The organism is Pseudoalteromonas sp. SWXJZ10B, from assembly GCF_015864475.1.
In the GTDB taxonomy this organism is placed as follows: Bacteria; Pseudomonadota; Gammaproteobacteria; order Enterobacterales; family Alteromonadaceae; genus Pseudoalteromonas; species Pseudoalteromonas arctica.
In genome coordinates this window covers 206,478-220,101 of the sequence record NZ_JADYXD010000005.1, presented here as the reverse complement: position 1 = coordinate 220,101, position 13,624 = coordinate 206,478, and the positions used below count along the sequence as shown (strand labels likewise).

Annotated in this window: 9 protein-coding genes; 3 read left to right on the top strand and 6 right to left on the bottom strand. The window is 39.2% G+C overall.

Annotation, left to right across the window (positions count from 1 at the left end; all coding sequences use genetic code 11):
- Positions 1-23: 23 nt before the first annotated feature.
- Positions 24-1,397 carry an oxygen-independent coproporphyrinogen III oxidase gene (hemN, locus tag I6F54_RS07075; protein WP_165728096.1) on the bottom strand — a complete coding sequence of 458 codons (1,374 nt, stop codon included), beginning with the start codon at positions 1,395-1,397 and terminating at the stop codon, positions 24-26.
- Between the two features lie 124 nt (positions 1,398-1,521).
- Complete coding sequence (gene yjgA / locus I6F54_RS07070; protein ID WP_007582068.1) at positions 1,522-2,055, bottom strand: ribosome biogenesis factor YjgA; 534 nt, start codon at positions 2,053-2,055, stop codon at positions 1,522-1,524.
- Between the two features lie 144 nt (positions 2,056-2,199).
- On the opposite strand from yjgA, the gene pmbA reads away from it, so the two are divergent.
- From pmbA to I6F54_RS07055, 3 genes are all read left to right on the top strand, one after another.
- Positions 2,200-3,549, top strand: coding sequence for a metalloprotease PmbA (pmbA, locus tag I6F54_RS07065; protein ID WP_007582066.1), 1,350 nt, complete (start codon positions 2,200-2,202; stop codon positions 3,547-3,549).
- 72 nt (positions 3,550-3,621) lie between these two features.
- Positions 3,622-4,107: a DUF721 domain-containing protein gene (locus tag I6F54_RS07060; protein ID WP_024589904.1), complete on the top strand. Its 486-nt coding sequence runs from the start codon at positions 3,622-3,624 to the stop codon at positions 4,105-4,107.
- Positions 4,108-4,522: 415 nt separating this feature from the next.
- Entirely contained in the window at positions 4,523-6,598 is a 2,076-nt protein-coding gene (locus tag I6F54_RS07055; RefSeq protein WP_010553817.1) for a M13 family metallopeptidase, read from the top strand.
- 274 nt (positions 6,599-6,872) lie between these two features.
- Here the strand turns inward: I6F54_RS07055 and I6F54_RS07050 are convergent, their stop codons facing one another.
- The 4 genes from I6F54_RS07050 to I6F54_RS07035 form a co-directional block, all read right to left on the bottom strand.
- Positions 6,873-7,940 carry a phosphotransferase enzyme family protein gene (locus tag I6F54_RS07050; RefSeq protein WP_197140511.1) on the bottom strand — a complete coding sequence of 356 codons (1,068 nt, stop codon included), beginning with the start codon at positions 7,938-7,940 and terminating at the stop codon, positions 6,873-6,875.
- Between the two features lie 23 nt (positions 7,941-7,963).
- Entirely contained in the window at positions 7,964-8,362 is a 399-nt protein-coding gene (gene mutT / locus I6F54_RS07045; protein WP_197140508.1) for an 8-oxo-dGTP diphosphatase MutT, read from the bottom strand.
- 68 nt (positions 8,363-8,430) lie between these two features.
- Positions 8,431-11,145, bottom strand: coding sequence for a preprotein translocase subunit SecA (gene secA, locus I6F54_RS07040; RefSeq protein WP_197140506.1), 2,715 nt, complete (start codon positions 11,143-11,145; stop codon positions 8,431-8,433).
- Between the two features lie 371 nt (positions 11,146-11,516).
- Entirely contained in the window at positions 11,517-13,544 is a 2,028-nt protein-coding gene (locus I6F54_RS07035; RefSeq protein ID WP_165728099.1) for a methyl-accepting chemotaxis protein, read from the bottom strand.
- Positions 13,545-13,624 lie beyond the last annotated feature (80 nt).

The following is a 13,624-nucleotide window of genomic DNA, read 5'->3' as shown; positions in this document are numbered from 1 at the left end:
AATTGCATTAAATTAGTGATCTGCTAAATCACTCGCGAAAAACGCGTCGCATTTATTTGTTTTTGTAAATGAGCGTCAAAGCACATGCAAATAATACGAATGAATAAGTTGCCGCGTGGCGTTACGCTAATTTTATTATCATTTATAGTGACTAGTTCATCTTTTATAAGTGGCGTAAGCGCAATTAACGCATCCTCAAAGTAGTCATTAAATATAAGCGCATGCTTTTCGCTAAAGTCTTGTATATCTAATTCAAACTGGCAAATGAGCTGCTTAATTGCATCAGCACGAATTACATCATCATGCGTTAAGTGCATACCTTTATTAAGAGCACAGCCGATTTGTGTTTCGATGCTGTGGTAATAATGTTTTAATTCTTTTTGATTTTGTAAAATGGCACTGTCAATTTGCGAAATTGATGACACGCCTAAGCCTAATAAATCACAATTTCCATGGGTTGTATAACCTTGAAAATTACGATGTAACTTGCCTTCATTTTGCGCAATAGCTAGTTCGTTATCGGTTTTTGCAAAGTGGTCCATACCAATAAATTGATAGCCTGCTTGCGTCATCTGCTCCAGCGTGTTTTTAAACATAGTGAGTTTATTATGTGCACTGGGTAAATCTGCATCTTTAATCTTACGCTGTGCGGCAAAGCGCTCTGGTAAATGCGCGTAGTTAAACACCGATACTCGGTCAGGGCTTAACTCAATAAGTTGCTCTATAGTTTGCTTAAAGCTCTCTGGCGTTTGCAGAGGAAGCCCGTAAATCATATCTGCATTAATAGATTGAAATCCCAGCTCGCGAGCTTGTGTAATTAATTGCTTGACCGTATCTGCATTTTGCGGGCGATTAACAGCAAGTTGCACGTCGTCGTTAAAGTCTTGAATCCCAAATGAGACACGGTTAAAGCCAAGCATCCTTAAATCAACGAGCATATTATCGGCAAGTGAGCGTGGGTCTATTTCAATGCCGCGCTCTGTTGTGCTTGTAAAATTAAAGTGCTGCTCTAAAAGCTTAATTAGACGAGTCATTTGTTTTGCGGTTAAAAAGGTGGGAGTACCGCCACCTAAATGTAATTGCTCAACCGTGTAGCTTTTAAATAAAGGCGCTTGGGCAGTAATTTCTTTTGCTAAAAAGTCGAGATACGTATCTGCCTTAGATTGATGGCGGGTAATTATTTTATTACAGCCACAGTAGTAGCAAAGCTGACTACAAAACGGGATATGAATATATAGAGAAAGTGAACGGCTCGTTGATGATTCTACAGCGCTAAGTAGGTCTTGTTGTTGATATCCATCACGCAGTGATAGAGCTGTGGGATACGAGGTATAACGCGGGCCAGACACATTATATTTGTTTATTAGGGTTTGATCCCATTGTGGAAGTTTAATCATCACGCGCACCTAAGTATTTATTTAGGGGGTGATTATAAAAAAGTACGCAGTGAGGCGGTTTGATCTATAACAAAAAAGGTGCCGAAGCACCTTTTTTAATAAAATATCAATTAATGCGGTCTAATTAATACGTAACAGTATGGGCATCTTTGAGATATTGAAATAACTCTTTATAACCTTTACCCGGCTTTTCAGCTTTCGCTTCTTTTGCCGCATTACGAACCAATTGACGCATTTGCTGACGATCAAGAGACGGAAACTGTTCAATAGTCTCATTGATAAGGTCATCACCTTGTTCAATTAGGTCTGAACGTAATTGCTCAATTTTTTTGACCAATACTTCAGCTTGGTTATTTTTATTAAGCATTACATCGATAATCGCTCTAATAGCGTCAATGTTTTCTACAGTACGCAACGTTTTAGCGATGTAGTTTAAGTGACGGCGGTACGCGTCACTTTTATTACTTATTTTATCAGCAACAACCATTGCCGCTTTTAAATCGTCATTTAATGGCAGGCGTTCGCGCTGTTTTTTACCCATTTTGGCAATTTCAGTACCTAACTGATGAAACTCTTGCGCTTCGCGCTTAAGCTCCGTTCTTGATACATATTCAATTTCTTCTTCAATTTCAGCAGGCTTGCCTTTTTTCTTTGCCATGGGGTGCTCTTAAATAAAAATAACTTTTGCCATTATACATGAATATGATACTTAGGAATATTAGCTGATGTGATGCATTGAGTGTGTTAGCATTTAAATATAAGAAATGCGTGCATTATGCCTCTAAGGCTCAGGACTTAATTTATGAAAAGCCAACAAAACGATCCAATTTATTCTCAAATATCGCAAGTTAAAGATGCGGTAGCAGAAGTACTCGAACATGCCAAAAAATTAGGCGCAACAGCTGCAGAAGCGGCTATGTCTAGCACGTCTGGTTTATCGGTTAGTACACGAATGGGTGAAGTAGAAACCATTGAGTTTAACCAAGACGGCGGCTTAGGCATTAGTGTATATGTTGGTAATAATAAAGGCTCAGCATCGACAGCTGATTTAAATCCAAAAACATTGCGCATGGTAGTCGAAAAAGCGATTGATATAGCCAAATTTACATCGGATGACCCATTTAACGGCGTTGCTGATAAAGAATTGCTTGAATTTAATCCTAAAGATTTAGATTTATACCATCCTTGGGATGTAAGCCCTGAAGAAGGTATTGAGCTTTGTCATGCTGCTGAGCAAGCTGCATTAAACGCAGATGAGCGCATTGTTAACTCTGATGGTGCGAGTTTTTCATCTCACCAAGGATTACGTGTTTATGGTAACAGCCATGGTTTGATAACTGGCTTTCCACGCACTCGTCATAGCATTAGTACTATGGTAATTGGTCAAGATGGCGAGCAGATGCAACGCGACTCTGCTTATACTGTTGCCCGCGACCAAGCGGGTTTAAATGACGCAGCGGCAGTTGGGCTTGAAGCAGCAGCTGAAACATTGGCTAAATTAAATAGCCAAAAGTTAGGCACAATGAAAGTGCCTGTTATTTTTAGAGCCGATATTGCAAATTCATTATTTGGTCACTTAGTGTCGGCAATTGGTGGTGGTGCGCTTTATCGTAAATCAAGTTTTTTACTTGATAGCTTAGGCACACAAGTATTTAGTAATTGTGTGAATATTGCCGAGCGCCCACATATTTTAAAAGGGTTGGCGTCGTCACCGTTTGATAGCGAAGGCGTTAAAACATTCGATAGGGAAATTATTCAAGGCGGCGAGCTACAAACTTATTTATTAGCAAGTTATGCCGCGCGTAAAATGAATATGACCCCAACAGGGCATGCTGGCGGTATACATAACTGGCTTGTTGAGCAAACTCATAACGATTTAACTGCACTATTAAAAACGATGGGCACCGGCTTATTAGTTACAGAGCTAATGGGGCAGGGCGTAAATACCGTAACGGGTGATTACTCTCGTGGTGCTGCTGGTTTTTGGGTTGAAAATGGTGAAATCCAATATCCTGTAAGCGAAATTACCATTGCTGGTAATTTAAAAGATATGTTTAAAGGCATATCTGCTATTGGTGGTGACATCGAACGCCGTGGTGGTATTCAAACTGGCTCAGTATTAATAGAGCAAATGCAAATAGCCGGCGCGTAGTATTAATACGCAGTGTATACTTAGACCTAGAGTATTATCTCTGGGTCTAAGTGAGCTTTTACGAGGTGTAAAATGGCTAAAGATAGATATGCACCAAAACCGCTAACCGATATTATGGCGGGGTTAAATAATCGTTTATCAGCTTATGCAGGCAAAAGCCAAGCACTTGATACACAGCAAACCCTATTAAAAGATTTTTTGGGTCCTAAGTTGGGTGATAAATGCCGAGTCAGTAATTACCGAGACGGCACGCTAATGATAGAGGCTGTATCTGCACCTATCGCGCTTAGACTTAATTATTTGAAAATGGATATGCTTTCACATTTTAGAGCTGCCGGAATGGCAGAGCTCGGGCAAATAAAAATAACTGCAAATCCTCAAGCAACTCAGAGATTAAGTACAGCGAATAAGTCGGGCAGTCCTGCAGTTACCAACTCACGTAAAATGAGTGAGCAAACAGCGGATTACTTAAACGCGATAGCATCTTCTGCACCCCCTTCTTTAAAAGAAAAACTAGAGCGTTTAGCGCTTCACGGAAAAAATAAAAGTAAGTCTTAACTACCCACCATCTTGTTATTGGTGGGGCTAATTTGGCAGCTCACCGCATTCAAAATACTTTGTTACATATTCCATTTTATTGTTGGCTTAATGAGGTTTATGATGCTGCGTGGGCTTTATATTGATCGAAAGCTCTTTGATACCCATTCCATTAAGTAAAAGCGTGTAGGCAGTGCTATTTTTACTCCTGCTATATTCAAGAATTTAATGGAGTTGGTATGTGATACCAACCTGCATAAGTCTTTGATCAATTTAACGAATTAAATTGCACTATAACGTCGTTAAAAATTTTTTATTTAGAGCAACTAGATACAAAAACTTTTGCCTGGTTCTAGCGTAATTTTCTTAACGTTAAATAGACCCCATATATAAGCAGATTGGTATGATTCAATTCTAACTAACAAACGGAATAATTATGAATAAAGTAACAATGGCTGCTGCAAGTATCGCACTTGCGCTTGGCTTGGTAGGTTGTGGTGAAAAACAACAAGAAACTAAAGTAACCGACACTCCAGTAGTAACAGCACCCGCTGAAAAACCACTAGAGCTTGGTATTGAACTAGCTAATATGGATAGTTCAGTACGCGCACAAGACGATTTTTATTACCATGTAAATGGTCAGTGGTTAGCTAAAACTGAAATACCAGGTGATAAGTCTAACTACGGTTCTTTTTCGCAGTTATATGATGAGTCGCAAAAAGCGATGAAAATAGCCCTTGAAAGTGCAGCTGCAAACAAAGCCGCTAAAAAAGGCAGTGATGAGTATAAAATTGGTGCATTTTATAAAAGCTATATGAATAAAGATGCGCGTAATGAGCTAGGTATTACGCCATTACAACCGTCATTAGATACAATTGATAGCGTTAAATCTAAAGCTGATTTAGTGGGTTTAATGGCTAAAATTCAAAAACAAGGCGGTACTTTACCGTTTGGTTGGTTTGTAAATAACGATGCTAAAAACTCAAGTGAGTATGCATTGTATTTATCTCAGTCGGGTCTTGGTTTACCAGATCGTGACTATTACTTAAAAGATGACGAAAAATTCACTAAAATTCGCGCTTCTTACGAGCAATACATCACTGATGTTTTAGCTAAGTCAGGCGTTAAAAATGCAGCAGAAGCTGCTAAGAGCGTACTTGCATTTGAAAAAACACTAGCTGATGCTCAGTGGAGCCGTGTGCAAAGCCGTGATGCAACTAAATCTTATAACAAGATGACAGTAGCAGATGCAAGCAAGTTGATGGGTGACCTTGATTTAGCTGCATTCTTTAAAGATGCAGGCGTGAGTGCAAGTGACATTATTGTACGTCAACCAAGCTACTTAGAAGCACTTGCTACTATTTACAAAGACACTGATTTAGCGACGTGGAAAAACTACTTAAAATTTCATTTTGTAAGTGGTTATGCAGAGCTACTTAGTGAAGATTTAGTTAACCTTAACTTTGACTTTTACAGCACAACACTTCGTGGCGTAGAAGAACAAGCACCTCTTTGGAAGCAAGCGGTTGATGCATCTAACAGTGTACTTGGTGAAATATTAGGTAAGGTATACGTTAAAGATAACTTCCCGCCAGAAGCAAAAGCACGCATGGAAGAATTAGTTGATAACGTAATTAAAGGTTACGGTGTTGCTATTGAAAATCTTGAGTGGATGAGCCCTGAAACAAAGCTTGCAGCGAAAGAAAAACTAGACAAATTTACACCTAAAATTGGTTACCCAGACACGTGGAAAGATTACTCAGAGCTGGATATTAACTCAGATGAGCTAGTAGGTAACTACATTCGTTATAGCGAATGGGCATACGCAGACATGATTGCTAAATTGGGTAAACCAGTTGATCGCTCTGAGTGGCACATGACTCCGCAAACAGTAAATGCGTATTACAATCCAGTAAACAACGAAATTGTATTTCCAGCAGCTATTTTACAACCGCCATTCTTTAATTTAGAAGCGGATGATGCTGTAAACTACGGCGCAATTGGTGCAGTAATTGGGCATGAGCTTGGTCATGGTTTTGACGACCAAGGTGCTAAATACGACGGTGATGGCAACTTACGTAACTGGTGGAGTGAGACTGACCTTAAGCAATTTGAAGAGCGTACAGCGGCTTTAGTTGCACAGTATAACGAATATAAACCGTTTGAAGATGCAAGTGTTAATGGCGAGCTAACGCTTGGCGAAAACATTGGTGACTTAGGTGGCTTAACGGTTGCGCATAAAGCGTATATGCTGTCTTTAGGTGATAAAAAATCACCAGTGATTGATGGTTACACAGGCGATCAACGCTTCTTTATGGGTTGGTCACAAATTTGGCGTCGTAACTATCGCGATGAAGAGTTACGTAATCGTTTATTAACAGACCCTCATTCACCAAGTCACTACCGTGTAATCGGTATCTTGTCGAATATGCCTGAGTTTTACGAAGCGTTTGACGTAAAAGAAGGTGATAAAATGTATATCAAACCAGAAGATCGCGTAAAAATCTGGTAATTGCATATAAATAACAAAAAACCAGTAAGTTTTTAGCTTACTGGTTTTTTTGTATCTTGAATTTGTAAATAACCTGAACTATGGATAATAAATCTATCTCAAGCAGCTGTTTTCAGCGCTAACTGCGTTGAATTTACTTGCAATAGGCCAGCTATTGACGCGCAAATTCGCCTTGTTTTCACTAAAAATCTCTGGCTAGAGAAAATAAATTTAAATATCACCATGATTCAATACATTAATAAATCTCTTAACCAGAGTTCAGGTTAAATAAGCTTTAGCTCATTAAGCATTGGTGCATCCATTTTTCGTTACTGAGTATGTTTTTATAAAGCGCGAGTTGGTTTTGTGCTCGCTCTAAATTATGCTCTGCATGAGCCACTTTAAAGTACACATCGTTATTTAAGTAATCAGTTAAAAAGCGCACACTTAACATGAGCGGCATTATTTTAGCGCCTAACAGTAGGCTTTCTTGTTCTTTTGTACTCATGCTGCTTTTTAATGGCGTTACATAGCCTTTAACAATGGCTGAAAATATATCTTTTCGAATAATAACGTTGTGTAAGTTTGTTGAATCCTCGGCTTCGGGGGAGCAGAAAGTGCGTACCATGTCGCCAAAATCATAAAGCCTAAATCCCGCCATGCAGGTATCTAAATCAATCACTGCTTTTGCTTTGTGAGTTGTACTACAAAACAGCATATTATTTATTTTTGTATCGTTATGACACACTCTAAGTGGTATCTGCTTAGCTATACTACTAAGCTCGGTAATTAAATACTGCTGCGATAAGCAATATTCTATTTCGTCAGCGCAGTGCTTTACTCTATTTACAGAGTGATTTGTGATTGCGGTATTTAATTGCTCAAAGCGCATCGCTAAGTTGTGAAAATCAGGAATTACAGTATGTAGTTGTTGTGTATCAAAATCTTGTAATGCATGAGCAAATACGCCAAAGGCGTAAGCCGCTTGCTCGCTCTGTTGCGCATTTTTAACAACGTCTTCGCTGTAACTGTCACTAATATAGCTAAGGACGCGATAATGCGCGCTATCAATTTCTATTAAGTGTTCGTTGTTTTGTATGGCTATATGCTTAACTGTTTCAAGGGGGTAGTTGCTTTGTAGTTGTTTGGTATTTAAATGCTGCTCAATTAGTTTTGCATTACTTACTAACTGAGCAGGGTATTTAAATACCTCAGTATTAAGTTTTTGCACAATAAACTGTTTATCAATACACGTAAGTAGCCATGTACTATTTATATGGCCGCTACCAATCACACTAACTTGAGTTAACTCAGGATTTAATGCTAATTGTTCGCTTAGCTTATTTTGTATTGAGATGTTCATTGTGCTCACTTGTACCTAGTTTGTTATGCGTATCGGGCTACTATTTTCTCGATAATTTCAGCATTAGCTTCAGGAAAATCATAATTTTCTAATTCACTAATTGCTACCCATTCACTAGGTTGTCCTTCAGCGCCATGTGCTTCACCGCTAAAGTTACTCACTACGTGCACATCTAATTTAACGCACTTATCGCCGTAGTCATGTTCAATCACCATAAGTTGGCTAGAGCTGTGAATTGTTAATCCAACTTCTTCAATAAGCTCGCGTTTAAGTGCAACAAAAACACTTTCACCTGCTTCTACTTTGCCACCAGGAAATTCCCATAAACCGCCTTGATGTTTTTCATCTGCGCGTTTACAAATGAATATAGCGTTATTTTTCTTAATAACACCAACAGCTACATGTACAATTTCTATAGTCATTACTTTAAAACTCCATAAAAAAAAGCGACGCTAGCGCCGCTTTTTAATAAGCTAATAACAATACTGGGCTATTTTAATTTACCGCAACATTGTTTGAATTTTTGACCTGATTTACAAGGACAAGGGTCATTACGACCTACTTTTGGTTCTGTACGAGCCATTACAGTAGCTGTTTCTGGTGCTGGCGCTTCGCCACCTACTTGCTCAGCTTCTTCATGTTGGTATTCGCGAGGAGCATTTTCACTTTTACGGTGTTGCTCTTCTACTTTTTCAACATCTTCTTCTGCGCGTACTTGTACTTTACTTAGGATGCTTACAACATCTACTTTCAAGTTTTCAAGCATTTCAGAAAACAGCTCAAACGATTCACGCTTATACTCTTGCTTAGGATTCTTTTGCGCGTAACCACGTAAATGAATACCTTGACGTAAGTGATCCATAGCAGCAAGGTGATCTTTCCAATGCTGATCAAGACTTTGTAGCATAATCGCTTTTTCGAATTGACGTAAAACAGAATCGCCAACTTGCTCTTCTTTTTGCTTGTATGACTGCTCAACCGCCTGCTCAATACGCTCACGAAGTTTTTCTTCGTATAGTTTATTGTCATCTGCTAACCACTGAGTGATTGGCAACTCAAGTAAGAAGTCTTGTTTTAAACGCTCTTCAAGGCCAGGAATATCCCACATTTCAGCAAGGCTTTGTGGTGCAATGTATTGATCAATTACACTAGCAAGAACATCACCACGAATTGCTGTGATAGTCTCTGAAATATCGCCTTCTTCAAGTAGCTCATTACGTTGAGAGTAAACAACGCGACGTTGATCGTTTGCTACATCATCGTACTCAAGCAATTGCTTACGAACATCAAAGTTACGTGCTTCTACTTTACGCTGTGCATTTTCAATCGCACGGTTTACCCATGGATGTTCAATTGCTTCACCGCGTTGCATACCTAGTTTACGCATCATATTAGTCATGCGTTCACCAGCGAAGATACGCATTAGTGCATCGTCCATCGATAGGTAGAAACGACTAGAACCGGCGTCACCTTGACGACCAGAACGACCACGTAATTGGTTATCTATACGACGAGATTCGTGACGTTCAGTACCAATGATATGTAAACCGCCAGCATCAATTACCGCATCATGGCGAATTTTCCAAGCAGCTTTAATTTCAGCAATTTGCTCAGCAGTTGGGTTTTCAAGTTTTTCAACTTCACTGTTCCAGTTACCACCTAACACGATATCGGTACCACGACCGGCCATGTTGGTTGCAATTGTTACTGTACCTGGTAGGCCAGCATCTGAAACGATATCTGCTTCTTGCGCATGAAATTTGGCATTAAGTACGTTGTGCTTAATTTTTTCTTTGCGTAAAAACTGTGATAAATACTCAGAACTTTCAATTGAAATAGTACCTACAAGTACCGGTTGTCCGCGGTCTTGGCAGTCTTTAATGTCAATTAAAATTGCTTCGTATTTTTCTTCTTGCGTTAGGTAAACTAAGTCGGCGCGATCATCACGAACCATTGGCTTATTAGTTGGCATAACAACAGTATCTAGGCCGTAGATAGATTGAAACTCAAAAGCTTCAGTATCGGCAGTACCTGTCATACCTGCTAGTGTTTCGTATAAACGGAAGTAGTTTTGGAACGTAATAGATGCAAGTGTTTGGTTTTCGTTCTGAATATTTACACCTTCTTTAGCTTCAACAGCTTGGTGTAAACCTTCTGACCAACGACGACCTTCCATTGAACGACCAGTATGCTCATCGATAATGATTACTTCATTTTCTTTTACTACGTAATCAACATCTTTTTGGTATAGCTTGTGAGCACGAAGGGCCGCATAAACGTGACTTAGTAGCGTAATGCTTGCTGCTGAGTAAAGCGAATCGCCTTCTTCAATTAAGCCGCGTTCAGTAAGTAGCTCTTCTACTTTAATTTGACCACGTTCTGTTAAATGAACTTGCTTAGACTTTTCATCGATAGTGTAATCGCCGTCGCCTTCAACACCTTCTTCGTCTTCTTTTTCTTGAAGTTCAAGTAAAGGAACGATGGTATTTATTTCAGTGTATAGCTCAGAGCTGTCCTCAGCTGGGCCTGAAATAATAAGCGGAGTACGCGCTTCATCAATTAAGATTGAATCCACTTCATCGACTACGGCATAAAATAATGGACGCTGAACACGTTCATCAATGCTAAAAGCCATATTATCGCGAAGGTAGTCAAAACCAAATTCGTTATTTGTACCGTACGTAATGTCAGCAGTATAAGCTAGCTTCTTCTGCAGTGGCATCATACCCGGTACGTTACAGCCTACAGTAAGGCCTAAAAATTCAAATAACGCACGGTTGGTTTCAGCATCACGTTTAGCAAGGTAGTCATTCACAGTAATTACGTGAACACCTTTGCCTGTTAAGCCGTTTAAATAAGCGGGTAGGGTAGCTGTTAGTGTTTTACCTTCACCGGTACGCATTTCTGCAATGCGACCTTGATGTAAAACCATACCACCTAATAACTGCACGTCGAAATGACGCATGCCATTTACACGCTTTGACGCTTCACGTACCACAGCAAAAGCTTCAGGTAGGATATCGTCAAGGCCTTGTCCGTTATCGTAACGTTCTCTAAACTCAGCTGTTTTAGCTCTTAAATCTTCATCAGAAAGCGCTTCAAGTTGCGTTTCTAGCGCATTGATTAGCGCGACCGTCTTTCTTAAGTTTTTAATAGTGCGGTCATTGCGACTACCAAAAAGCTTGGTAAATAAATTAGATATCATGATAAAACCGTTACAATGTATTCTTTGTCAGCCGAGTATCGGCTAACCCATTTTTAACAATTGGTAATTAATATGTGCTTTTAAATAACACTTAGAACATATTAATTAGCAATATTGTATTAAACCGCTCAAAAAGCACTGTTTATTACGTGCGCTACTATACCAGACTCTGCCAAACAACAAACTATCTCAATAAAAAGATCTGTGTATAAAATCGAAAAATTTGATCTGGTTCGTAAAAATAACTTTGTATTACTCAATTACAGTAAAAATAGTAGCGAACTGTAAAGATATGGTGCTAAATAAATTAAAAACAAGGGTTATAGCTGCGCTTAAGTTTGACGCTTAAACACAGCTATTAAATGAGTGTTTTATAATTTAAATTGGTTAACCGTTTTGTTAAGTGCCGCAGCTAGATCACTTAAGTCACGAGCTTCGTCAGCGAGGGTATGTGCATGATCAGCGGTACTGTTCACTAAGTTATTAATTGCCGAAAGGCTCGTATTAATATCTTCAGCAACGACTGTTTGCTCCTCAGTTGACGTTGCTATTTGATGACTTTGGTCTTGTACTTTAGTGACCGACTGCGCAATATTGTGAAGTGAACTAAGTACTTCTTTAGTTTGCAGTACTGAGCCCTCGGTTTGATCTTGTCCTTGTTGCATCATCACTGAGGCCTGTTGAGCTATTTGCTGCAAGCGCGAAATCATATTACGAATATCGTCAGTTGATTCTTGTGTGCGACTTGCTAGTGAGCGTACTTCATCAGCAACAACGGCAAAGCCTCGACCGTGTTCACCGGCACGAGCTGCCTCTATAGCTGCATTAAGTGCAAGTAAGTTGGTTTGATCGGCTATTGAATTAATTACGTCGACTAGCGCACCAATATTATTACTTTCTTGCTCAAGGCCTGCTACCACTTTAGATGCTTCGCCAATATGTAGCGCAAGTTCAGTCATTACTTTTTGCGCCTGTGTAGAACGGCTTGCACCTTCAGCTGTAATTGCCTGAACTTCTTCAGCTGCATTATTTGTATGTTGTGCATTACGTGATATTTCAAGCACAGTAGTCGCCATTTCAGTTACCGCGGCGCTGACGCTATCAACTTGCTGCTTCTCTTGCTGAATTTCAGAATTAGTTTGCTCAGAAACATGTCTTAGCTGAGCTGCTGCATTACTTAGCTGTTCTGCTTGCGCTGCGGTTTCTAGCATCATGGCGCGTAATTTATCAATAAAAGTGTTCATATGATTGGCCAGCTGTCCCACTTCATCTTGGCTATTAATATCAATTTTTTGAGTAAGGTCGCCTTCACCCGATGCTATATCACGCATAATGTGCGTAAGTGTTGTGATGGGTTTTGAAATCATATGGGTAGCCCATAAAATCATGGCTAATATAATAATTAAGATAATAACTACTGCAGTTGTTGTTGCGGTTACTGCGGCATTTACGGGCTCTTCAATCATGCTAGTAGGAATAAGTAGACCTACATACCAATCTATATAAGGCTGATCTAGCTGTAAGCGATGGTAAACCACATAAAACTGCTCACCTTTAAAAGTAACCATTTGGCTGCCTTTAAGGTTATTTCGCATTTGTGTATTTAATTCTTTAAAGCCTGCTGTATCTGTAAATTGTTGCTCAAGCGCATCGAGTCCTTCTTTACCGTTTGCACCTTCATCTGTAATTGAAAGTTTGTGTCCAGTGGCTTTTGAAAAGTGAACTACTTTTTGATTTCCATCGAGTAAAAATCCATAACCTTGGCCGTTAAAGCGAATATTTTCGACCATGTCGTTAATTTTGTTTAGTTGTAAATCAACACCGCCCATACCAATGAGTTTACGCTGTGCGTTATAAACAGGTTGTTGTACTACTGCAGATGCTACGCCTGTGGTTAAATCAACAGAGATTGGACCTACATAAAGTTTGTTAACTTGCATGGCTTCTTGCCACCAACCACGCTTGTAGGCGTAATAAGGCTGGCCGTTGTAGTGACTTGTACGTTCATTTTCTTTAAAGTATTCACCGGTGGTTGCTGAGGCAAAAAAGGCCGATAAAATGTTTTCGTCGTTTGAGCTTAAACGCACAAAGTCTTGGTTTACTTCGTTGTAACCTGGCGCGCTTTCGAGTGCTTGATCGCGAGTATCCCAATTTTCAAAAAAGTTGATTAAATGTGGGTTATTAACAAAGGTTGATACCATTTTACCGTACATTGCAAAGTAACTTTGCATTGAAAGTTGCTCGGTCTGTAGATAACTTTGTGCTTCGTTTTCTATGTTTTCTCTAGAGAGGTTGGCAATGTGTTTAACAAAGAATGTTGAGGCGATAATTAGTAAAACGGTAATTGTTCCACCAATCAATAATAATATTTTCTTCCGTAATGATAAATTATTTAGCATGAGTGCGCATATTTTTATTATTTATGAAATTATATCTAATCATATCTTACTTAAAATCTCTATAAAGTTAGATAGAAAGA

Coding starts and splice junctions, on each gene's coding strand:
- hemN (WP_165728096.1), bottom strand. CDS start 1,397: ATGATTAAACTTCCACAATGGGATCAAACCCTAATAAACAAATATAAT.
- yjgA (WP_007582068.1), bottom strand. CDS start 2,055: ATGGCAAAGAAAAAAGGCAAGCCTGCTGAAATTGAAGAAGAAATTGAA.
- pmbA (WP_007582066.1), top strand. CDS start 2,200: ATGAAAAGCCAACAAAACGATCCAATTTATTCTCAAATATCGCAAGTT.
- I6F54_RS07060 (WP_024589904.1), top strand. CDS start 3,622: ATGGCTAAAGATAGATATGCACCAAAACCGCTAACCGATATTATGGCG.
- I6F54_RS07055 (WP_010553817.1), top strand. CDS start 4,523: ATGAATAAAGTAACAATGGCTGCTGCAAGTATCGCACTTGCGCTTGGC.
- I6F54_RS07050 (WP_197140511.1), bottom strand. CDS start 7,940: ATGAACATCTCAATACAAAATAAGCTAAGCGAACAATTAGCATTAAAT.
- mutT (WP_197140508.1), bottom strand. CDS start 8,362: ATGACTATAGAAATTGTACATGTAGCTGTTGGTGTTATTAAGAAAAAT.
- secA (WP_197140506.1), bottom strand. CDS start 11,145: ATGATATCTAATTTATTTACCAAGCTTTTTGGTAGTCGCAATGACCGC.
- I6F54_RS07035 (WP_165728099.1), bottom strand. CDS start 13,544: ATGCTAAATAATTTATCATTACGGAAGAAAATATTATTATTGATTGGT.